Raw genomic sequence first — 20,273 nt, forward strand, 5'->3', positions numbered from 1 at the left:
ATTGTTTAACTTCTATGAAAATTATAGTTTAGATTAGCTTCTTCCAAAAACAACTTCTAAAGAATACAACGATTTAAATCTTTATATTCTATATATGTCAAGAAAAAACAGATACTCAGAATAAAATCTCTGACTAGCTCTTCAGAGGATTTTATTCATTTTGGTGCTCTTTTAAGAACTGATAACAGACCTCTTGTTTAACCCCAAGGAGACCTGGAACTTTTTAATAAATCTAGCTCCTCCCTTAATTATCGTTTTATTATCGAAGCCATCGGCTTATACTACCATTTTTCTTTGAGTTATCGTGATTGTGCCAAGATTATGCATAAATTAAGTATTGGTATAGATAATACAACCATTTATTGCTGGAACAAACAACATGTGAAAGTACTCTATCAGTTATGGAAGAAGCAAAATAAAAAAAAGAATTTCATCTAAATACTGGTGGATTGATGAAGACTATCTCAAAAAAAGGAAAAGGCCGCTATCTTTAGCGTGCCATTGATTCCAATTGAAACACTTTAGAAATGTGGTTGCTTAGTCATCGGGATAAAATCTCCACAAAAACCTATATTAAGCGGTTAATCCGAGATTATGGCCAACCACATTCCATCATAACCGATAAGCAAGCCCTTCCTTAAAAGCAATTAAAGAGCTGAAAGAAAAAGGAATTTTTGAAGAAAAGAGGAACTACTGGAAATCCAAATATCTTAATAACATTTTGTAACAGGATCATTGACAAGTAAAAGGGAAAATTTCCAACGGGAATAGCTTTCAGCTCACTTATAAAGCAGCTACCACGATCATAGACATTAGTATTAAAGTGGTTTTAGCACTATACAAAGAAAGTCGAAGAGGAATTACCCTCTTCGACTTTTCCATATGGGATGAAATTTAAAATCTATTCAGCATTGCATGATGAATTGATCAAAAATTATGAGAATTTGTTGTATTTTGGAAGTTTGTAGCAAAACCAAATAAACGTCTTACATAATTTATATTCTCGCTTTTCTTTATCTTTTGGTCTAGTTCACTAGACCAATTCCAACAAAAAAGTTAGATTTTAGCCTAAGTATAATAGGGCGATTCATCTAATCATTAGCTAATTTCGTTTAGTTTTATTTGGCAATAGATGTAAATCTTTGTTCAAAAAAAAGAAAAATACGGTAATTGGTACAAGTGACAATCCTACAATAATGATATTTTCCATTGCTGACACCTCACATAATAATGTTTTCTAAAACAAGCATACTACTACTGAGAATAATTATCAATTAATTGTGTGTCATATAGGATTAAATATGCTATTCACACCGTATACATTACTGTTAACTTCTACCTTCATTATAATCTCATACAAGAAACCTTTATGATTGAAACATTCATGTTTCAATTTCACGAATTATCGGTAGTTTTAGGAATATGTAAAGATTCTTTATCAAATTTGAAAAAAGCAAATAGACAATCCATTCATTCGTGGAAAGATAAAACCTGTATCAAAATTACAGGAAAATAGTACTATTTATGTCATGCAATTAGCAAAGTAACTCAATAACTTAATTGAGTAATATCACTGTTCAATGAAGCATTGAAATAAATTTTATCAACGGATTCAGCTAAGATTAAAGGCAGCGAGCGAAACCATTCGAGAAATATATGATAAAATCAAAAATAAGGAAGGATCTACAAATTTTAAGTCTGTACTGAAATAAAAGTTTTACTGAGAATTTCAGTATGAAAAAGAAGTTAAAAAATAGCTGTTCATCTTAAAAGCTTACAATAAAATCCAGTAATTGATATTGTTTTCTTTGAAAAGAATATCCAGATTCCTGTTTCTACAAAAATATAGTGACGATGAATTCATAAATTAATGAACTTTTGAATTTATCTTTCAAGATTTTATTCTTTTGTTGAAACACAAACATAGATGAAAGTCATAAATATCTTCAATTTTATATATCAAAAAATAAATAATACCATTATTAAAATTATTTATTTATACTATGATTTTTATATAGTTAATTCCATTATGTTTTGCTTATGGCTCTTCCTTAACTTTAGAAAAATACAAAAAAGATAATATGCTGATTTGAAGAAAATAAATACACCAAAACTCTAATACAGCAGTCCCTATTAACTCATAACCACCCATATCAGGGGTTAATAAATTGAGCATAGGCAATATAAAACAAAAAATAAAAAATATTCCATGAATTAATAGTAAGGCTTTCAGCCACTTATCGCCTTTAGATCTTACATTATTGATAGTCAGTCCTGCAAAGAAAGTAGATAAAGCCATTAAAGCATATCCTAGCATATTATAATTAAAGAATAAACCAAACTTTTGATAGTCAAGAATATTGGTTGCTTGTACACTTAGCCCACCTCTCTGTATAGTTGTTATCTGTGCAAAATAAACAATGGAAATCAGATTTGCATACATAACTGCAAATCCTATTGAAATAATTCCTGCTAGTTTCATTTCTTGTTTGGAATAAAAAGTATATGCACATATCATAGCTACAAAACTAAAAGCGATAAAAGTCGAACTTAGACAACTAGTATAAAAATTTCCAAAAATCATTGATACTGCAAAGCTTAAAACAGCGGCTGCATTCGCAAATGATGCTATCATACTTATTTTTTTATTCATGATACTACTACCTTTCTACTCTAGAAAATAGAATTGGATTTAGGATAGAAGTTAAGAAAACTTTTGAGATAGGATAAACTAATCTCAAAGGTAGATTCGAGTCAATATCTTGGACACATTTTAGTAGATACGGTTACGCCATTTTTCCTTTTGACAACTCTTCAAACTTCTGTGGGATTAGATTAGAGAGTGAATGGAACTATGAATTAGATCCCGGTTATAAAATCCTTCAATATAGCTAAATAGCACACGATTTGCTTCTTAAAAATCTGAGTAGCTAATCGTGTAGTCTTCTTCATATTGCTTTTAATACTTTTTTCAAGTATTAAAATGATTACATCCTTGATGGAATAATTTTTCAATTTTATTTTGGCTTATAGGTATATAAATAAGCCAGTAAACAATTGCAATTAAAACTATTATTTTAGAAAGTTCACCATGAATACTAGATTGAAAGCGTATTTTAACCACAAAAGCCACAATATAATCGCGATAACTACTTTTCCAAAGGTATTCAATTTCTTAACCAATAACTTAAAGTCTCCTCCATTGTTTTTAGTAGCTTAATATTCTTCTAGAATATTTTTTCATATACCGGTAAATATGCAGACATGGTGCTTATTTCTTTTTAAAAATTTAACCCACTCTAAAAATTCTTTTAAGGTCTGTTTCTGTATATAAATATCATGAAGTTCTTCGTATAAAAATAAAAAAGTTTTATTCCTTTCTTTACGTTATTTTTATTCCTGATATTTTTCAATAATTAATTCTTATGATGAGCCAAACATTTTTTCTATTTCACTGTCTCGTAAAATATGATTATTATCCGTAAAGAAAACAATCAGAAAACATTGAAAGCAAAGGGCAAAGAATTAACAATAGTATCATCAAAATCAAAAATATATAATTTTTTATTCATGTACAACCCCCATGTAAAACTGTATATAATAAAGATATTCATCCTCAATTTCATCCGGTAAGTTTTCATAAGAAAAAATTTTAACTCTTTTGTTTCTGTGCCATCTGGAATCATCGTTCCACTGTACCGCTTTGCTCTATATAATGAAGTAACAACATATATTTGGTCTTTATTTTCTAATGTAAAAAAATAATTCTTTCCTGAAAATGTATTAACTAGTTTTAATTTTTCAATATCCAAATTTGTCTCTTCTTTCACTTCTCGAATTGCTGTTTGCTCAAGACTTTCTCCTATTTCCATTAACCCTCAGGAAGCCCCCCAAGAGTTTGAATTTCTTTTTTGTAATAAAAATTCGTCATTTTTATTTTGAATAATTACATTTGAACCTATTAATATTAGTGGGTCATGACCAATTTTTTTTCGAATGTCATGAACATAATTTCTTTGATTACTCATGGCAACCTCCATTTTCCTTTATTTGTTCAGTATATCCTTGAATGCTGTTTAAATCATTGCATATATTTTTCGATTTTTTCCGTTATTGGTAGCACTGATTGTGAGTATTGTTTATAACAATCCATTTTGAGAACTGCACGATAAAAGTAGTTCCATTAAGGGATTACTTTTAAGTCTAATGACTTTAGATTATAGTATCTCTAGCCAATACAAAACTTCTGAGTCCACATTTATTCCCATATCTTTATAAGTACTAATAATTTCTTGAAGTTTAACACCATTAATTTTACTTAAAAATTACTGATATAAATTTTCAATTTTATGCTTCTTTTTTCAAATCCTCCAATACATCTAGTGATATTATTCTTGTTATAGATACAGTCTCACTTAACCTACCGTTTATTCCAGCCTCCGTACAATTATAATTTCTGGGATTCTCATACTCGCTAAACAAATTTTTTCAGAAATTTTAAAATCAGAATTAGTCACGAGTCCGCTTTCCTCCATAACTAGAGTTTTTTCAAAGACGTACTAAAAACAGAAATGTCTCCGAAATTACTTACGGTTTAGGCTGTTCATCAATTTTTCCCCAAAAGTATGAGCGGTATCATAAATTGTTTTTTAGTTTATTCTTTTTTACTATTTTTTCTAAAGAATTTATTTCTTAGGAATATCAAAAATATGAACTTATATAATACATATTGTTTTGTCTGTGGCTGTCTTTTTTACTTCATTTTGGTCAATAATAAAAAAATTTTCCAAGCAATTAAAAAATATAGGTTTTGTAACTCACCTACTTGGATAATTATATGAATAGTTATACAAAAGTAAAACTTGGAACAATAACTTAATTGCCAATTCCTAGTACTAAAACTTTATGCGATAAGATGATATCGGTTGTTCCAGATGAGACTGCTAAGATATTTTTGTTTTAAGATAGTTACTTATCTTTGATTTATATTCTTCTATGAATCTATTTTTTAAATGCTTGTAGAAAAAAATTCATTAAATGAATTTTCATAAATTTAATATACTGAGAAGTAAGGGTTGCTCCAAAAATACCCGCAGAGAATTTTTTTGACTATCCCAAAATGCTGGTTTTTCATTAATTTGTTTCTCAAAATACATCTTTTTAACAATTTAAAAAGTTATTGCACAAATCAGAGAAAGAGAAGATACTATTTCCGATTCAATGGCATAATTTAATTCTCTTCTCACTGTAAATCCAAGATTTTCAAGATTATTAAAAGAAACGTTGTAGCTTCTTTTATAAATATCATCTTTATGTTCAAGCATTGGTGTTTGATTAGAAGAGGAGTAAATGATTTTACCTTCTATAAAAATAATATAATTATGATCAGTATTATTAATATTATATATGTCTAATCTAGAGCAATCAGTATCTAGATTTATTAAAAAATTGACGGCTTCACTATATATTCACAATGAAAAAACGAACGTTCTTGACTAATACCGTATACATTTATCTCATTATTTAGAAAACTATTGATAGTCATAATATTTATTGCTAAATCAAATCTGATTCTGCTTAATACACCAAACACAGTTGAAATCATTCTTATAAGTTGTTGAGTCACCCTCTAAGCTTAATTTTATTTCAACATAATAATCCACTAAATTTAAAATCCAATTTTCTTTGAAGATTTTAGTTTCATCTCCATATAAACTATAGTTAGAATCGAAATTAAAATGATAACCTCTTGAAGTTTGCAATATTCCAATAGATCGCGTATTCCTTGAAAAATCGTATCACAAGTAATATCTTTGCTTATAGTACATGCGAAATTTTCAACACGTCTTTCTAAATGAGCAACAATGTGCACGTCTTTTAAACTAGTAATAATATCTTTTCTCTTTCTAATATTCTAATATCACTTCGTATTAGAGTACATTTTTTATTGAATAGATATTCCAACAGAGAATCATACCCAAAAGTTCATTGCCTAGCACAACTACTTTACTTCAAAATATAACCTACTCTACCAGTTACTCACACTTTATCCTTACTATACCTGTGGTAAACGTTTTCAAATCAATTTTATAATAACATATAATAATAAAAATTGAAAATACTCTTAAATCATGTAATCGCTTGCATTATTCTGGAGTTTTTGTATAATATAAATGTAAGGAATCAAGATTCCCATAATTAGTTTTCAAGTAGAGATTTTTTAAAGAAACGTTATATACAATATTTGGAAGAAAAGAGGCTGATTGACACGCTCAGAAAAGCTGCGTGTAAGTGAATTAAAGTTTTAAAAACAGGAAAGAAAGGCGTGGGAATTTGAGAACTTCCTTACTAACTGAATATGGCCTAACAGGTGTTTAACGTAAAATTGGAGCAACAACAGACACTCCATCATGTACTATATAACAAAAAATCCTGTTAGGCTTTTTTGTTATATAGTTTAATAGAGTATATTGTTTTTTTAATACCTATACCCTTCCATGCCCTTATAAAAAAACGCCAAATCAGCATTTTCAACTTTTTTACTCTGCAAATTTTTGCAACCTTTTAGAACTTTTGCCCCTTTTTGCCCTTCATTTTGACGAACACATAATTGATATATGGTGTTATATAGCATTGATAACTTAAATGGTTACCCTTAAGGTGACTACGAAAAGAGACCTTATTCTGCAAAGAACAGAGTTTTTTTGTATACATAATCAACCATTCACAACTTTTACACTAGTATGCTCTTCAAATAGTAGTCACGCCCAACGTTTTGTTACAATGTTAAGAAAGTTTCTGTTATCAAAACTTATTCATTGCTTTATCATTAAAGAAAATGCGAGGAAAGGATGATGACAAATGGCTAAATATGAATTTTCTGTACGCTATGCGGGCGAATCACTATCGGACGGAAGAATTCTCCAATTAGTGACCTAGCACCTTCTTTACTCGCGCTATCAGAAGCCTTTCAAGAAGTGTAACAAATTACTTATCCAAATTAACAACCTGTTTCTTTGGACATTAAAGCTACGTATAAAGGCTCTTTCATTGTAGATTTAATATTAGGCAATGGTGGTGATTTGTTAACTCAAGCAATTGACTTACTTAATGGAAAAGAGAGCAAAGCGCATAAGAGTTTAATTGAAATATTTGATGGTGTTTACGGAGCAATTTTATTTACTAAAACAGTAGGTAAAAGAATTATTAAGTCAAAAAAAGATTTACCTTCAGGTGAAGTGAAAATTACATTGGACGACTAAACTTCTGTTACTACATCAAAAGAAGCATTCAAAGCCTATACAAATATCGAATTTAGAAAATCAGTAAAAGAGTTTGTCAGGCCATTGGAAGTCGACGGATTAAGCACCATTGAATTTTCAACAGAGAAAAAAACTTCTCTTTCTGTTTCAAAATCTGATATGGAATCTTTTTTATCCCACCTTCTAAGGATGAAGAATTACCTACTTCAGAAAGTGACGTTTTCTTACAGATTGTAAGTGTTTCGTTTGCTGGTGAAAAATTGAAGTTTACTTCTGGTGATAAACCATTTTTAGGCAAATATAGCTGATAAAGAATTTCTAAAATCAGTAAGCGATAATTAACAGCAATTTGGTGCAAGCGACACGCTTAGAGTTCGCCTACTAATGGAACAACGATTAGCCGAGAACGGATTAAAAGTTAAATACACCCTTTTAAAAGTCTTAGAACATATAAAAAGAGCTCGTCAAATTGAACTCGATTTTGACGAAGACTAACTCACGCCACCGCCTCTGGTGGTTTTTTGTTTTATTCTATTTTATGGTTGTGGTATAGTTTTTTAAAAAAAGTGAAAGCTGTTTATCATTTTCGATTTTGAATTACTCATTCGTGATTTACCCATGCCGATTTTAATGATTTTAATCATCGCTGTATTCGTTGAAATCGTTTATGCTCATAATAAATTTGAGGATAATAAAAAGCCTTAGCTCTTAGTGATCTATGGTCTTTTTGTTTCATAGTGAAGCTAGTAATTATAAGTTCTATCAAGTGTTGATTTAGTAAGTGTATATAAAAAGAAAATATATCCTGCTAAAGCTATAATCGTGATAACAAACTGAAAAATTCCTGCACGATTCCAAGTTTTTTGAACAGCTAAGAAAGCGTCTGTATCTTTGTAGTTTTCCTTTTTCCAAGCCCACTCATTACCTTTAGTACCGCATACCAATATCCATACTATATTGAATATTGGTATTAAGCACATTAAAGGCAAATAAGTTTTATTGCCTAATCCCCAAAAAATATTATACATAAAAGCTCCTCTGTTCCAACCTTTTATCTCTTATGGAACAAATCAACTTGATTGTTCATCCATATTTTTTCCACTCCTTTAATAATAATAGATATTAATAAGTAAAACGAATATTTTAAAATATTAAAAGTAATCACCTTCTAATTTTTTATGGACCATAAAGAACTCTAACTGACCGAACAGTTATGGACCATTTGCTCTAACCAGCTGAGCTAATGGTCCAAGTAAGAACCACTTTATTTAGAATAAAATAGTTTTTACTGACTATAACTAAATATATAATAATTTTACTTTACTGATTTTCAATTTTCAACAAAAAACGACTATCTTGTTAGGGAAAGGCGGTCTACATGAAAAAATAAGAGTTTTAAATATGTATCAATATTTAAAATATCTGTTTTTTGAGTTCAATATTTTTTATGTCAAAAGATGCCGCCTTGTTTGGGAAAGGCGGCAAGAGGGTAAACTTGAAAAGTAATACATTTAGGCAATTACATTTTTAACTCTTTCTCTTTTAATTTCAACATAAAATAAAGCTCTCTATACAGAATATAGAGAGCTTCGTCAAATTGAGAAAACCATGTGACCCTATCAAAAAAATCTAAGTTTATTTTATACAAGCTTTCGATATATTTCAACAAAAAACGCTCCTATCTTAGGACTTGGGAAAAGATAGGAGCACCCTTCTTATATTCTTCATAAAAAGAAGGTCAAAATATGGAAATATCAAAAGGTAACTATATTTTAAATCAAATTTTTTTAAATTTCAACAGATTTTAAAAAAAATCAATAGCTCAATGTTTGACCAGGATAAATCAAGTTAGAATTTGCTAATCCGTTTAAGGAAGCTAAGTTTTGATAAGTCGTACCAAGTTTAGCCGCAACACTTGATAAGTTATCACCAAACTGATACTTTTAGATTTTTATTTTCTGGTAATCGTTAACTTATCTTAAATTTTCTAAATTAACATTTATATTAATTCTAGTTTCTTCACTTTCACTCCTTTTTTCTGATAAGTATGGTCATTTTATGTATTTAATATTTCTCTTTGTAAAATCTTTATTAAATGATAACATTAACTTAAATTAATAAGCCGGAGTGTGCGTTAGAGTTTGGAAAGAAGTTGAAAAAAACATTAGATGTTAGTAAATAGGCTACCAAGGAAGTATTTATTCATTCTAAGAATAGATAAATGATACTGGAAGAATAAGAAAAGTTGAAGAAAGAAAAGATAGATAAAATTATGGGTTTATTCAAGCATAAAAAGAAAGATGATATTGAATTTACAGAAACTAGCTCTTATGGTCCTATAAAAATAGATGAAACAAGAAAACTATTTAAATATAAAAATGAAATTTTTAATTATACTGATTTAATTAACTTTGAACTAATCGAAGATGGAAATTGAGTTACTCCTGGAGGCATAAGCTTAGGAAGAGCGGCGTTAGGTGGAATACTATTTGGAGCTTCAGGTACTGCGATTACTGGAGCATCAAAAATAAAAAAAGAAGATAAAAATTATTGTTCCCAATTAGATATAATGATTAACGTTAAAAATAGTCCTAAACCTATTAAATTCATAAAATTAATAACTTTAAAAATTGAAAAGTCAAAATTTATGTATAAGCAAATGGCTACCACTGTAAAGAAACTTTCAGGTGGTTTAAACTATATATTGGATAGCATAGAAACACAGACATCAAGTGATAATGCAATAGACCAATTTGATAATTTGAACAAATTAAAAGAACTTTTAGATATGGAAATACTCTCTCAAGAAGAATTTGATGAAAAGAAACAGAAATTATTAGATTTATAATGGATTATATGAGTTATTAGTTAAATGAGCACACAGTTCACTTTTATATTATATATTTTATAATAAATTCGATTTAATGATTTATCTGCTAAGCGACTTTGAAAAAAAACTTATTCTTTAGATAATGGAGGTCTTTTTTGTATAATAATAATAGTCACACCCACTGCCTCTGGTGAATTTTTGTTTCAATTTTGTAAGTCAATCGTTAGATATATCAATGGATAAGTAGGAGATTTCGTTCTATTCTCTTCTTGAGGTGAATACAATGAAAAAAATAATTAAATATTTTATGAAACCTGTTGAAGTTTTTGAAACATTAGATGATGACATTGGAATGTTTTTAATCATTTCTATTTGTGCAGCTCTGATTTTTACTTTCTTTGAAAAATAAAAAAGTGTGCGGATTAAATTTCCAGATACTTTCCGATGCACTAGCCGGGCCAATACTTCTCTCAACTATTGACCTAATATACATAAGATGATTTGTCCGTTTTTTATGTTATTATCTTTCGTTATAACTTGTGACAGAGCGGTTATGAGCCGTATACTCTAACACGTCCAAATCAAAATTAATGAAATATTTTATCTAGTAGTTAAAAAGCATTTAATCTATAATGGCTCCTATGTTAAACCTTCGGACAAAAAAAGACGAATACTTTTCTAAATAATTTTCAATTCTACTCTTTCTATCAAAAATGGATAAATAAAGCAGGCCAATCTAACTTCAATCATTCTTTTTTTGGATAAAAGACAGCTCAAAAAACCGTTTTTAGTGAAATTTTTAAAAACGGTGAGAACGTTTATTTATAGGTGTTTAAGCAATTAATGAAATACGCAGCGGATATAGCGATCAATTCCAACAATGGCTTCTTCAAGTGATTGAAAAGACTAGGAATTCATATATTTTCTCTTTAAAATCGAATGAAAGCTTTCGATGCGTGCATTATCTCCAGGGCATCCCTTACGGGAATAGGAATGTTTAACCTCACCACGATTGAGCGTTTTTTTCAAACACATCGCTTGTATATTGGCTGCCCATATCACTATGAATAATTTTTATTTCTAATGCTTTTAGGATGTTCAGTTGAATCACACTCGTTGCTAATTCTTTTGTCATGTTCCGTCCCATCTTATATGCTTCAGCCCGACGGGTTACAGGATTATAGAGACTGACTAAGTAAACCCACTGCTTTTTCACTGGAGTGTATGTTATATCTGTTAATAAAACACTTGATTTATCGTGTGATTTTTTTATTAAGTTCAGACGTTGAGAGATTTAACACCTTTTTAAAGTATTTTACGATACGTGGATACCCGTACATCGGGTACTTCAACCAACAATTTAAGACCTGTTCCTTAAATTGTTGGCGTTTTTGTGCGGATTTACTCGGCTTCCACTTCAAATAATCATAGTAAGCGGAGCGAGGAATAGCCAATCGTTTAGTCGTAGCCGAATTAGTTCCTTTACCTTGAATATCACCATTGATGTCCGTTTCTTTATACGGATGCTGTAGTTCTAACTCTCGTTGCCTAATATAGTCATCGGTTTTGTAATAGTCCCCCTAAAATATCTTTGATATAGTTGAATGTTGACGTCCACAACTAATCATCATCTCCTACTTTCTTTAAATATATCTAGATATCATTATGCGTAATTGATCCATAAAATATTACAAAACAAATTGCTTAATCTGCAATCGGTTTTGTATTTTACATATTTTTCTATACTAGTATAATATCATTGGTTTTATAACTTTATCTGCCATAAAACCACTAAAAAACCATAATTAATAAATAGGATAGGCATCATCTTCATTTTTATTTGACACAATTTCTATTACTAAGTCATGAGGAATACAAATAGACGTTTGACCCTTTTTACTTATCCAACCAGTTTTTACAGCAATTTGGTCTGGGCTATTATCTTGTTTGTCTCTTATCCTACCTTTTTGTATTTCTATAATATTATATTGTCCCTTTGCAGGATAATAAGTTTTTTCAAAATGATCAATTTTATCAATTTCAAATCGGTCTACTTCTTTGCCATGTATTTTTATAATAGCAATTTTTGCTACGGTCTCATTTTGACCTAATTCTTGAGCAGTAAAGATTGCTAGCGGAACTAAAGATAATATTATACATAATACAACTAGTATAACGTCATACAACTTAAATTGTTTCAATACTGCCTTCATTTCATCACCTTTTTTTATTATATTATGTTAAAAAAATTACATTCAACTTTTTAAATATTCCAAACTACAAGTTTTCCATTATCATATACTTCAGCAAATTCAAGAAGTGCTACACATTTTAAAGTTTCAACACTGCTAACCGAATAACCTAATTCTGAAGCAATCCAAACATTGGTTTTCTTTTCAATACTGCAGTAAGTATAATATAATAATTGTCTATTTATCAATGACAATCTAACTAATACATTATCTATTTTTAATTTTTCTTTTTCCGCATCAATTTTTCTAATAAAGCGCTGTTGAGAATGATGAGTATTTTTTTCTGAGTAGACACTTCTTTAATTGTCGGTGATGTTATATCAAATTGGGGCGTACCAGCAATTCTTTGCAACCATCTATATTTTTTTAAAATATTGCGTGTATTCTGTTTTGTTTTTTTCATCAATATCAGTAAATAATCGCAAATTCTCCACCTCCATGGTATACTAGTAGTAACTTTCTTGGTGGTTTATTTTGGATAAGTCATCATTTTTTTGAGGCAATTGGCGGAAAACAGTTAGATTTTTGCATTTTTCCGACGAAAGGTGTATAACAATCGTGTAGGAAGCTTTATTCACTTCTTTACAAATCTTTTTCGTCTAGCCAGTCGGCGGAAAACGGCTGGCTTTTTATCAGGTATAATATTTCTTTTAGTCAGCCAGTGGACGGTTGGCTTTTTTTGTTATACACATATACACAGGTTTATCCACAATATCTAGTGGGAACTAATTTTCGCATACAATATGTTGTAATCAATTGCCTGTTTCCTCTTTAAACAGCCAATAGCGCTCGTTAATTGCTTTGATTTCTTTCTCTGTGAACATTTCTTGAACCAATCCAATTAAAGTCAACAATATTGTATTTACCGTTCTCATGATCCAGAATTAATCGTTTGTACACATCCCCATCATTTATAAAATCGGCATAGTAAAGTGGTTCTTTCTCGACTTCGCAGTCATTTAATATAGCATTAATAATTTTATCGTATGCGCCTTCATGCCTATCATAATAGTTATATACTTATCTGGCAAAGCCACATCATTATATTGACACATGAAACGTTCCAAACATGCATGTTTACCAAGGTAAATACGTTGGGCTCCTTTGTCAAGGCTTCGGACAAAAAAAGACGAATACTTTTCAAAATAGTTTTCTGTCCTACTCTTTCTATCAAAAATGGATAGATAAAGCAGGCCAATCTAACTTCAATCATTCTTTTTTTGGATAAAAGACAGCTCAAAAACCGTTTTTAGTGAAATTTTTAAAAACGGTGAGCACGTTTATTTATAGGTGTTTAAGCAACCAATGAAATACGCTCATTATTATACCAGCGGATATAGCGATCAATCCCAATAATGGATTCTTCAAGCGATTGAAAAGACTAGGAATTCACATATTCTCTCTTTAAAATCAAATGAGAGCTTTCGATGCGTGCATTATCTCCAGAGCACTCCTTACGGGAATAGGCATGTTTAACCTCACAATGATTGAGCGTTTTTTCAAACACATCACTTGTATATTACTATGAATAATTTTTATTTCTAATACTTTTAGGATGTTCGGTTGAATCACACTCGTTGCTAATTCTTTTGTCATGTTCCGTCCTATCTTATATGCTTCAAACCGACGGGTTACAGGGTTATAGAGACTGGCTAAGTAAACCCACTTCTTTTTCACTGGAATGTATGTTATATCTGTTAATAAAACACTTGACTTATTGTGTAATTTTTTTATTAAGTTCGGACGTTGAGAGATTTAACACCTCTTTAAAGTATTTTACGTTACGTGGATACCCGTACATCAGGTACTTCAACCAACAATTTAAGACCTGTTCCTTAAATTGTTGGCGTTTTTGTGCGGATTTACTCGGCCTCTACTTCAAATAATCATAGTAAGTAGAGTGAGGAATAGCAAAAACCTGCAAAATTCGGGTAATGCGGTTGTCCAGTCTCTAAATTAAGACGAATCACCCTTAATACAGTGGCTCGCCCTTTATTGATCAATTTTTTGCCAGAAACAACGCTGCTCGCTTTAAACTATCTATCTCTTCTTTTAAGCGTTTGTTTTCGGTTACTAATTCCCATTTCCCCTTAACGAAAGAACATTTCTGTCATTGGGATCTGCTTGTCGTATCCATTTACTGATTGTCGAGACACTGACATTTTATTCTTTCGACAGTGAATTGGCAGATCGCCCGGTCTGATTCAGAGAAACCATCGATTCTTTAAATTCTTGTGAATACCGTGTAGCTGAATTTTGGGTTTGCATAATAAAAAACTCCTTTACTAGATTATAGCGAACAATCTGTCCGTATTTCTAGTATAGGAGCCAAGGCTCTGAACTGATGTGTAAGCCTTCTTTTACGGACCACTACGCTTGTTTGTCCATAGCTTGAAGTTGTGTGGCTGGCTTTGACTACTTCATTTTGTTCGTAAGCTAACATATTTTCATGAATAGAATCGTTTAATCCAGTAATATCAATCATTACCTCCCCCCAAAAAAACATATATGTTATAATCATGTTATAATATAGTTACTTTAATTTTGTCTGTGACTAATTTGGATGACCGTCCTTGTTAGTCTTTTTTTCATAATCATATCCATATAATATAGCCAAATAATAGGACATTTATTACGAGCCTTACGTAGGCAATCCCTTAAGCTTGTCTCGTTCGATGCAGCAAGTGTCGATGTAAATTTGCTAACCCTCTTTTTTAGTTCCCCTGATGGGTATCTCTCGTCTAATATACATAGTTAACACTTCCTCGTTGTTTTAAAAAGTAATAATTTATTCCCTAAGCAGTCTTTTCTTCTATAAATTTATTGACAAAGTAGATTTGCTATTTGCCAGTAATTTTCAGCGTTCGACTAATTTGAATGTTTCCATCTGGATTGTTGTGTGTTCGTTCTTTAATTTCTGCAATGTCTAGCTCAAGCGATCGCTGAGTCGGCATATTGTAGCTTTCACTTTTTCGAGCGATTAAACATCCGTTATCACGTAGCCATTGAAATAAACGATTTTGACCGATATCAACACCATTTTGCTTAATTAGCTTAGCTAGGTCACCAATTAAAATGGATGTTTTACTTGCGTCTACAGCATCAGCAAATAATGCTTTGGGTCTCAACTCTTGATTTTCTAGTTGAAGGGTATCAATTTTCTTTTGTTGGATCAGCACTGCACGTTTGACAAACACATCCGGATTGTTCCATGCTTGCTCTACTGAAATATAATCTCTAACTTCAAACCCTTTTGGTGCACCCGTCATCATAACAATATGTTTTGCAATTTCAACGGATAACGCATAATCTTGTAATTCTCGCAATGCTCCGTTATTAACAACCGCAGTTGAAACTACACTTGTAAAATCGATGTTTTTTCTAAATAGTTTGAAGTTTTGTGTTACCCATTGGCTAAATCGTGTTTTTAATTCTAAGCTCTTATGCAACTCTCTTGCACTAACGAGCTGTTCATCATTTTCGTTCGATGTGACTCTTACTAATTCATTCATTCGATCGGTTTCTTTCTGGTATAATTTTCTTATCAGCAAGTGGTCTGCTGAAATAAATTATGAATGGAGGCGCACTCTATGTTGCTAGATATTTTCTTACGAGATGGTAAAAATATTCAGGTTCCATCTTTCGAGAGCTTTACTACGGCACATCACGAATGGAAAAATCACGATGCTGAAAAGATCAGTTCTGTAAAGCTAATTGATAATGCTACTTTTACATTCAAAGGTGAAAATGTTGTCGTGATAGCAGGCAAGGATATTTTGTATCTAAACATTCAATAACTTTTCAAAATCTCTGCAATGGCTGCAACCATTGTGGAGTTTCTTTTAGCGTTTGGCTGAATGCTTGTTCAGCTTGTTGTTAAATATCTAATTTTAATAACATGACTTGTTTAGTTATTTCTTGAGGCGTTAACTTTTGATTGACTAATTCTTCAATATCCCCAGTAGTGATATATTTTCCAGCGATTAAAAATTGACTTTCTTTTTTTGAAGCTTCGCTTTTATATACAATTCCTTCCTTGTCTATTACTAATTTCCAAGCATCACTTTCAAAAATAATTCGTTTTGGGTTTTTGTCATTATCAAAATTTACTGCTACCATTTTGTTTCCTCGTAAGTTGGTTGTTTTATTTCCACACCCGCAGTATGATATTTGCGGAAGGGAGGTAAATATAATGGATGAATTAACCAATGAATCTAAGTTTGTTTTAGAAACTTTGTATAAAGAGTACTTAGACAAAATCAATAACGGAATCTCAAAATCAGAAGCTAAAAATATGAACAGTGGTCAGACTATTCACGATGCTTTATTTCCGTATATGATGTATGAAGACTTTTTAGATTCCTGTAGAGAACTTGGGAAAAATGATTTTCTTGACAATAAATGGGCAAGCAGTAAGCCTTTCAGAGTTTGCTTGACAGACAAGTCTATCGTAGAAATGGAAAACAAGTTTGCTAATAATATCAAAAAAATAACAAATTCGATTCTTTCACTAAAAAAGTTACTCTTCTAATATCCAATCTTTAGCTATCAAGTCATCCAGCGTAGGATCCCAGTAGGTCCCTATGTTGGATGCATCCTTTTTATCTTCAACTATAGGTATTAATATACAACATGTTTTTCGGTTTGTTGGTAAAACAACCATATCCATACCATTATTCAAATCACATTCTCTGATGATTCCTTTACCCTTTTTTTTGATTCTAAAAGAGCTTCTATAATGTTCATTTTTATTCCTCCTATTATTCCGTCTGTACTTATTCTTGGCGTGCCAGATTAAAAATTAATCAAATTTCTTAATATTGATAATCGGCATATTAGAAGTAACAAGTCGGTAGTCATCTTTAAAATCTTTATGCTCTTTAAATTTTTTCAACAAAGCTTGAAACGTTGGTTTGTGGTTTTGACAGCCAAAGTAAACGATTGCTTCGTCCTTCGCCATCCGTGCTTGCTCAACTTCAATAACTTTAGTTAGTGTGACTTGTGGCATAGGTTACACCTCTTGTTTTTCATCTTCTAGTAAGTATTCCAATGTTACCCCAAGATATTCGGCTACTTTTTTTAAATTCTCTGCAGAAGGCATTGAATTATTCCATTTAGAAATAGTTCCATTTGAAAAATTCAAAGCTCTTTCAATTTTGTAAACTGATAATTTTTTTATTACAAAGTTGTTTTATTCGTTCATAAAGCAATTCCATATTCATTATTAGCTAAATGAATAGGAAAACTTAATAAAGTAATAATCGTTTTACAAATTTACGTATAAAATAGTTATTGAGTGAAAGTGTTCTATCTATGAAAAAGAAAACCAACATCACTATTAAAGATTTGGATAAAACTTCTAATTTAAACAGAACAAAGAATAAAAAATCACTTACATTCGTATTTTTTGTCTCGATACTTGCCATAAGTGCCTTGTACTTGTTGGAAAACTTTATAATAGAACCATTGATCACATTTTATTGCAGGCGCTTTTTAAGTAATTTTTAGCTCCCTCCACATTAAACGTAAAAGGATAACTTTTGTTCTTATACAGATAGTAATCAATATAAATTTGATTTTCTAGTGAAAGAAATCTAATAGTCTCATCTTCTAGTAATTCTTTTTCAGTGGAATGAATTACTAATACCCCTTTATTGGCGCACAACCATTTATGGATACCTAAGCTATCTGCACAATAGATAAAAGTGGGGGTTATTTTAAGAACATTGGTAACCATTTTTGTCAATGTTTCATGTTCTACATGATCTTCTAAAATAAGAAACGGTACGTTTTCCAACGTCTGAGCTGTCCCTACTAGTACATGATTCGATATTAGCGTACAGCTCGTGGCTATTAATACCTCCGTTTGGAATAAAAAGGTTCGTTCAAACTGTGGATCGTCCACTTTATTACTAGTAATTCCTAATTCTATCTCCTGATTCCTTAATTTATTCAAAACATCCAGTGGCGTACTTTTAACGAAGGTAAAATTGTATGCTTGTTCTTCTACATTTTGCTTGTGAGTAATCGTTTGTACGGCAATTTCACTGATTCCAACTTTAAATGAAAACTGATTCAGTTTATCATAAAGTGAAGAACGAATCATTTCTACATTCTCAAGAATTTTTTTTACATATGGAAGAATCTCTCTTCCGGCTGTACTAAGCTCTAATTTTTTTCCTTGACGGACAAATAAATCAAATCCTAATTCACTTTCAAGGCTTTTGATTGCAGAGCTCAACGATGAGATCCCCACATAAAGTTCCTGGGATGCTCTAGTAAGACTAACATATTTAGCAACAACATAAAAATACTCTAGTTTTTCAATTGACATGTTTCCAAATCCCTTCGTATTTCATAAAAAAAATATCTTATACAACTCTTTCTGATCATTTTTTGTCACATAGGCATCATATATCAGTCAAAAAAATGGCAGTCATTCTCAAAGTGCGGAGGAACGATATGATAAAAATAATAACCTTACCCCAGACTAATCGAATTAGTTTACCTTGTAGATGTAGCTAACTGGGCTTTTCGTTAATCCGTAATAGCATGGTCGATAATGGATATTTCATTTCATCTTGTTTGTCGATCTCCAACAAAGTTTCTACTGAAAAGATAATTGTAGAGCATAGATTTTTAGTTTTAGTAACGTGCTTTCTATTACTCTTTTAAGAACTGTGTAACTAGTAACTATCCCTGATAAAATCATTGATGCTTCGCTCTAGAGTATTTTTAAAAACACTTTCTAATTAATGACTGAGAAGAAAACAGCTCATAAGTAAGTTCCTACATGAGCTGTTAAAATAATTGATGAGACAAGTTATTTTTTGTTAATACAACAAATCGTTTCATTGTTTTTCCACCCCATATGTATATATATCATACGGTCAGTTTCTCTTTTTCTTTCCTAAATAGTAGAATAGCCCACATAAGATTAAAATCAGTAGAACAATTCCTCCGTAGAGCGCCCACCTTTCCCATGGAGATTTGGTGTGATCAACGGACGTTTGGTTATACTTTTTCGCTTCACTTGCCTTAATTGTAAAGTCTTTTGAGAACTTCCACTCTCCATTCGCATTTTTTAATAAAATCGTGTAGGTGTAATCTCCTGCTTTAAAGTCTTGATCCAATGCTAAAGGTAAGGTAAATGAACTATTAGGTGCAATACTGAGGTCTTTCTGCTTCTTCTGTGCTAGTGGTTTTGATTGGGCTTTTTTGGTCACTGTAAAGGTTCCTTCCAATTGTGTGAGCAACTTTGGTTCTGGATTGCGTAAGGCCATCGACACTTGATTGTGTAAATTATTTTGACCAATCGTCACGTCACCACCAATCACTTTTGTTGGTACGGGGTCGTCTGTTTGATCCACACGGATTGCTAGGGTATGCATAAAGACATTTTGAATACCTTCGCCTTGTTTCTTCTCTTGGATTGGACGCACCACCACCCCACCTAACAAAATTCCTGTTAAAGCGCGATCAGGCATCGTCAATCGGAAGCGAACTGTCTGTGATTGATTGGCAGGAATCGTGACTTTCGGTTGGTCAATCGTAATCAGGTCCTTAATCGCAAGTGTCATCGATGGATCTTTTGGAAAATCTGTCTTGGTGTAATCTACAATCCCATTTTGATTGGTTGTAGCAGTAGTTATCATAACTTGAAAGGTTTGCGGTTGTTTGGCTTGATTAGTAATGGTTAATTGAAAGGTATCCGTTTGTTTAGGTTGTACTCTCATATCATAAAAATTGGTTGTTTCTTTCTTTTGTGTTGCACCAAAGCTAGGTGAGATACTATAGTTATTTGCTTGTTCCACAGAGGAATTGTCTTGTGCATGACCTACTGCTGGCTGGAGCATTCCTAAACATAGTAGGATAGAGAAAAAATTGATAACTTTTATTTTCATGATGTTCTCCCTTTAATGAAAAGAA

Annotated in this window: 20 protein-coding genes, 1 tRNA gene and 5 pseudogenes; 7 read left to right on the forward strand and 19 right to left on the reverse strand. The window is 31.2% G+C overall.

Annotated elements, in window-relative coordinates:
- Positions 1-213: 213 nt before the first annotated feature.
- A pseudogene (locus IGI63_RS15035) lies at positions 214-898 on the forward strand (IS6 family transposase).
- 1,140 nt (positions 899-2,038) lie between these two features.
- On the opposite strand, the gene IGI63_RS15040 reads toward IGI63_RS15035, so the two are convergent.
- The 3 genes from IGI63_RS15040 to IGI63_RS15050 form a co-directional block, all read right to left on the reverse strand.
- Entirely contained in the window at positions 2,039-2,653 is a 615-nt protein-coding gene (locus IGI63_RS15040) for a hypothetical protein (RefSeq protein ID WP_429976148.1), read from the reverse strand.
- A gap of 841 nt (positions 2,654-3,494) precedes the next feature.
- Positions 3,495-3,872: an NUDIX domain-containing protein gene (locus tag IGI63_RS15045; RefSeq protein WP_429976149.1), complete on the reverse strand. Its 378-nt coding sequence runs from the start codon at positions 3,870-3,872 to the stop codon at positions 3,495-3,497.
- A gap of 6 nt (positions 3,873-3,878) precedes the next feature.
- Complete coding sequence (locus tag IGI63_RS15050; protein WP_429976150.1) at positions 3,879-4,028, reverse strand: hypothetical protein; 150 nt, start codon at positions 4,026-4,028, stop codon at positions 3,879-3,881.
- A gap of 2,988 nt (positions 4,029-7,016) precedes the next feature.
- Here IGI63_RS15050 and IGI63_RS15055 point away from each other — a divergent pair.
- A complete protein-coding gene (locus tag IGI63_RS15055) occupies positions 7,017-7,262 on the forward strand; it encodes a hypothetical protein (RefSeq protein WP_429976151.1) in 246 nt (81 codons plus the stop codon).
- Between the two features lie 743 nt (positions 7,263-8,005).
- Here the strand turns inward: IGI63_RS15055 and IGI63_RS15060 are convergent.
- From IGI63_RS15060 to IGI63_RS15070, 3 genes and pseudogenes are all read right to left on the reverse strand, one after another.
- A complete protein-coding gene (locus IGI63_RS15060) occupies positions 8,006-8,290 on the reverse strand; it encodes a ribonuclease G (protein ID WP_429976152.1) in 285 nt (94 codons plus the stop codon).
- Positions 8,291-8,441: 151 nt separating this feature from the next.
- Positions 8,442-8,512, reverse strand: a tRNA-Met gene (locus IGI63_RS15065).
- Between the two features lie 564 nt (positions 8,513-9,076).
- Positions 9,077-9,199 (reverse strand): annotated as a pseudogene (locus IGI63_RS15070) (LysM peptidoglycan-binding domain-containing protein); the annotation flags it as partial.
- A gap of 308 nt (positions 9,200-9,507) precedes the next feature.
- Between IGI63_RS15070 and IGI63_RS15075 the strand changes: the two are divergent.
- The 3 genes from IGI63_RS15075 to IGI63_RS15085 all read left to right on the forward strand — a co-directional run bounded on the left by IGI63_RS15075 (position 9,508) and on the right by IGI63_RS15085 (position 10,501).
- Positions 9,508-9,699: a hypothetical protein gene (locus IGI63_RS15075; RefSeq protein ID WP_429976153.1), complete on the forward strand. Its 192-nt coding sequence runs from the start codon at positions 9,508-9,510 to the stop codon at positions 9,697-9,699.
- Positions 9,700-9,909: 210 nt separating this feature from the next.
- Positions 9,910-10,110 (forward strand): SHOCT domain-containing protein, encoded by a 201-nt coding sequence (locus tag IGI63_RS15080; protein ID WP_429976154.1) that lies wholly within the window; start codon positions 9,910-9,912, stop codon positions 10,108-10,110.
- A gap of 265 nt (positions 10,111-10,375) precedes the next feature.
- Positions 10,376-10,501 carry a hypothetical protein gene (locus tag IGI63_RS15085; RefSeq protein WP_429976155.1) on the forward strand — a complete coding sequence of 42 codons (126 nt, stop codon included), beginning with the start codon at positions 10,376-10,378 and terminating at the stop codon, positions 10,499-10,501.
- Positions 10,502-11,095: 594 nt separating this feature from the next.
- Here the strand turns inward: IGI63_RS15085 and IGI63_RS15090 are convergent.
- From IGI63_RS15090 to IGI63_RS15120, 7 genes and pseudogenes are all read right to left on the reverse strand, one after another.
- Positions 11,096-11,386, reverse strand: coding sequence for a DDE-type integrase/transposase/recombinase (locus tag IGI63_RS15090; RefSeq protein ID WP_429976306.1), 291 nt, complete (start codon positions 11,384-11,386; stop codon positions 11,096-11,098).
- A gap of 154 nt (positions 11,387-11,540) precedes the next feature.
- A pseudogene (locus tag IGI63_RS15095) lies at positions 11,541-11,712 on the reverse strand (transcriptional regulator); the annotation flags it as partial.
- Positions 11,713-11,897: 185 nt separating this feature from the next.
- Positions 11,898-12,305: a NusG domain II-containing protein gene (locus IGI63_RS15100; RefSeq protein WP_429976156.1), complete on the reverse strand. Its 408-nt coding sequence runs from the start codon at positions 12,303-12,305 to the stop codon at positions 11,898-11,900.
- 50 nt (positions 12,306-12,355) lie between these two features.
- Positions 12,356-12,610, reverse strand: a pseudogene (locus tag IGI63_RS15105) (ArpU family phage packaging/lysis transcriptional regulator); the annotation flags it as partial.
- A gap of 1,028 nt (positions 12,611-13,638) precedes the next feature.
- Positions 13,639-14,612: pseudogene (locus IGI63_RS15110) on the reverse strand (transposase).
- Between the two features lie 22 nt (positions 14,613-14,634).
- Positions 14,635-14,829, reverse strand: coding sequence for a hypothetical protein (locus IGI63_RS15115; RefSeq protein WP_429976157.1), 195 nt, complete (start codon positions 14,827-14,829; stop codon positions 14,635-14,637).
- Positions 14,830-15,184: 355 nt separating this feature from the next.
- The gene (locus IGI63_RS15120; protein ID WP_429976307.1) at positions 15,185-15,856 is read right to left on the reverse strand and encodes a phage antirepressor KilAC domain-containing protein; all 672 of its coding nucleotides are present in this window, start codon (positions 15,854-15,856) and stop codon (positions 15,185-15,187) included.
- Positions 15,857-15,934: 78 nt separating this feature from the next.
- On the opposite strand from IGI63_RS15120, the gene IGI63_RS15125 reads away from it, so the two are divergent.
- Positions 15,935-16,141, forward strand: a complete 207-nt coding sequence (locus tag IGI63_RS15125) for a hypothetical protein (RefSeq protein ID WP_429976158.1) — start codon at positions 15,935-15,937, stop codon at positions 16,139-16,141.
- A 79-nt stretch (positions 16,142-16,220) separates the two neighbouring features.
- Here the strand turns inward: IGI63_RS15125 and IGI63_RS15130 are convergent, their stop codons facing one another.
- Positions 16,221-16,463 carry a hypothetical protein gene (locus tag IGI63_RS15130; RefSeq protein ID WP_429976159.1) on the reverse strand — a complete coding sequence of 81 codons (243 nt, stop codon included), beginning with the start codon at positions 16,461-16,463 and terminating at the stop codon, positions 16,221-16,223.
- 73 nt (positions 16,464-16,536) lie between these two features.
- Between IGI63_RS15130 and IGI63_RS15135 the strand changes: the two genes are divergently transcribed.
- Positions 16,537-16,875, forward strand: coding sequence for a hypothetical protein (locus tag IGI63_RS15135; protein ID WP_429976160.1), 339 nt, complete (start codon positions 16,537-16,539; stop codon positions 16,873-16,875).
- Here the strand turns inward: IGI63_RS15135 and IGI63_RS15140 are convergent.
- The 5 genes from IGI63_RS15140 to IGI63_RS15160 all read right to left on the reverse strand — a co-directional run bounded on the left by IGI63_RS15140 (position 16,864) and on the right by IGI63_RS15160 (position 20,248).
- Complete coding sequence (locus IGI63_RS15140; RefSeq protein WP_429976161.1) at positions 16,864-17,025, reverse strand: hypothetical protein; 162 nt, start codon at positions 17,023-17,025, stop codon at positions 16,864-16,866. The two genes, IGI63_RS15135 and IGI63_RS15140, sit on opposite strands and share 12 nt — an antisense overlap.
- A 120-nt stretch (positions 17,026-17,145) precedes the next feature.
- A complete protein-coding gene (locus tag IGI63_RS15145) occupies positions 17,146-17,352 on the reverse strand; it encodes a hypothetical protein (protein WP_429976162.1) in 207 nt (68 codons plus the stop codon).
- Positions 17,353-17,355: 3 nt separating this feature from the next.
- Positions 17,356-17,487 carry a helix-turn-helix domain-containing protein gene (locus IGI63_RS15150; protein WP_429976163.1) on the reverse strand — a complete coding sequence of 44 codons (132 nt, stop codon included), beginning with the start codon at positions 17,485-17,487 and terminating at the stop codon, positions 17,356-17,358.
- A 327-nt stretch (positions 17,488-17,814) separates the two neighbouring features.
- A complete protein-coding gene (locus IGI63_RS15155) occupies positions 17,815-18,678 on the reverse strand; it encodes a LysR family transcriptional regulator (RefSeq protein ID WP_429976164.1) in 864 nt (287 codons plus the stop codon).
- A gap of 556 nt (positions 18,679-19,234) precedes the next feature.
- Positions 19,235-20,248 (reverse strand): DUF916 and DUF3324 domain-containing protein, encoded by a 1,014-nt coding sequence (locus tag IGI63_RS15160; protein ID WP_429976165.1) that lies wholly within the window; start codon positions 20,246-20,248, stop codon positions 19,235-19,237.
- Positions 20,249-20,273: the final 25 nt, after the last annotated feature.

Source organism: Enterococcus sp. DIV0086 (assembly GCF_050498705.1).
In the GTDB taxonomy this organism is placed as follows: domain Bacteria; phylum Bacillota; class Bacilli; order Lactobacillales; family Enterococcaceae; genus Enterococcus; species Enterococcus faecalis.

What these genes read in the sequence shown, in the direction of transcription:
- IGI63_RS15040 (WP_429976148.1), bottom strand. Translation starts at nt 2,653, where the DNA reads ATGAATAAAAAAATAAGTATGATAGCATCATTTGCGAATGCAGCCGCT.
- IGI63_RS15045 (WP_429976149.1), bottom strand. Translation starts at nt 3,872, where the DNA reads ATGGAAATAGGAGAAAGTCTTGAGCAAACAGCAATTCGAGAAGTGAAA.
- IGI63_RS15050 (WP_429976150.1), bottom strand. Translation starts at nt 4,028, where the DNA reads ATGAGTAATCAAAGAAATTATGTTCATGACATTCGAAAAAAAATTGGT.
- IGI63_RS15060 (WP_429976152.1), bottom strand. Translation starts at nt 8,290, where the DNA reads ATGTATAATATTTTTTGGGGATTAGGCAATAAAACTTATTTGCCTTTA.
- IGI63_RS15080 (WP_429976154.1), top strand. Translation starts at nt 9,910, where the DNA reads ATGTATAAGCAAATGGCTACCACTGTAAAGAAACTTTCAGGTGGTTTA.
- IGI63_RS15085 (WP_429976155.1), top strand. Translation starts at nt 10,376, where the DNA reads ATGAAAAAAATAATTAAATATTTTATGAAACCTGTTGAAGTTTTTGAA.
- IGI63_RS15100 (WP_429976156.1), bottom strand. Translation starts at nt 12,305, where the DNA reads ATGAAGGCAGTATTGAAACAATTTAAGTTGTATGACGTTATACTAGTT.
- IGI63_RS15115 (WP_429976157.1), bottom strand. Translation starts at nt 14,829, where the DNA reads ATGATTGATATTACTGGATTAAACGATTCTATTCATGAAAATATGTTA.
- IGI63_RS15120 (WP_429976307.1), bottom strand. Translation starts at nt 15,856, where the DNA reads ATGAATGAATTAGTAAGAGTCACATCGAACGAAAATGATGAACAGCTC.
- IGI63_RS15125 (WP_429976158.1), top strand. Translation starts at nt 15,935, where the DNA reads ATGTTGCTAGATATTTTCTTACGAGATGGTAAAAATATTCAGGTTCCA.
- IGI63_RS15130 (WP_429976159.1), bottom strand. Translation starts at nt 16,463, where the DNA reads ATGGTAGCAGTAAATTTTGATAATGACAAAAACCCAAAACGAATTATT.
- IGI63_RS15135 (WP_429976160.1), top strand. Translation starts at nt 16,537, where the DNA reads ATGGATGAATTAACCAATGAATCTAAGTTTGTTTTAGAAACTTTGTAT.
- IGI63_RS15145 (WP_429976162.1), bottom strand. Translation starts at nt 17,352, where the DNA reads ATGCCACAAGTCACACTAACTAAAGTTATTGAAGTTGAGCAAGCACGG.
- IGI63_RS15155 (WP_429976164.1), bottom strand. Translation starts at nt 18,678, where the DNA reads ATGTCAATTGAAAAACTAGAGTATTTTTATGTTGTTGCTAAATATGTT.
- IGI63_RS15160 (WP_429976165.1), bottom strand. Translation starts at nt 20,248, where the DNA reads ATGAAAATAAAAGTTATCAATTTTTTCTCTATCCTACTATGTTTAGGA.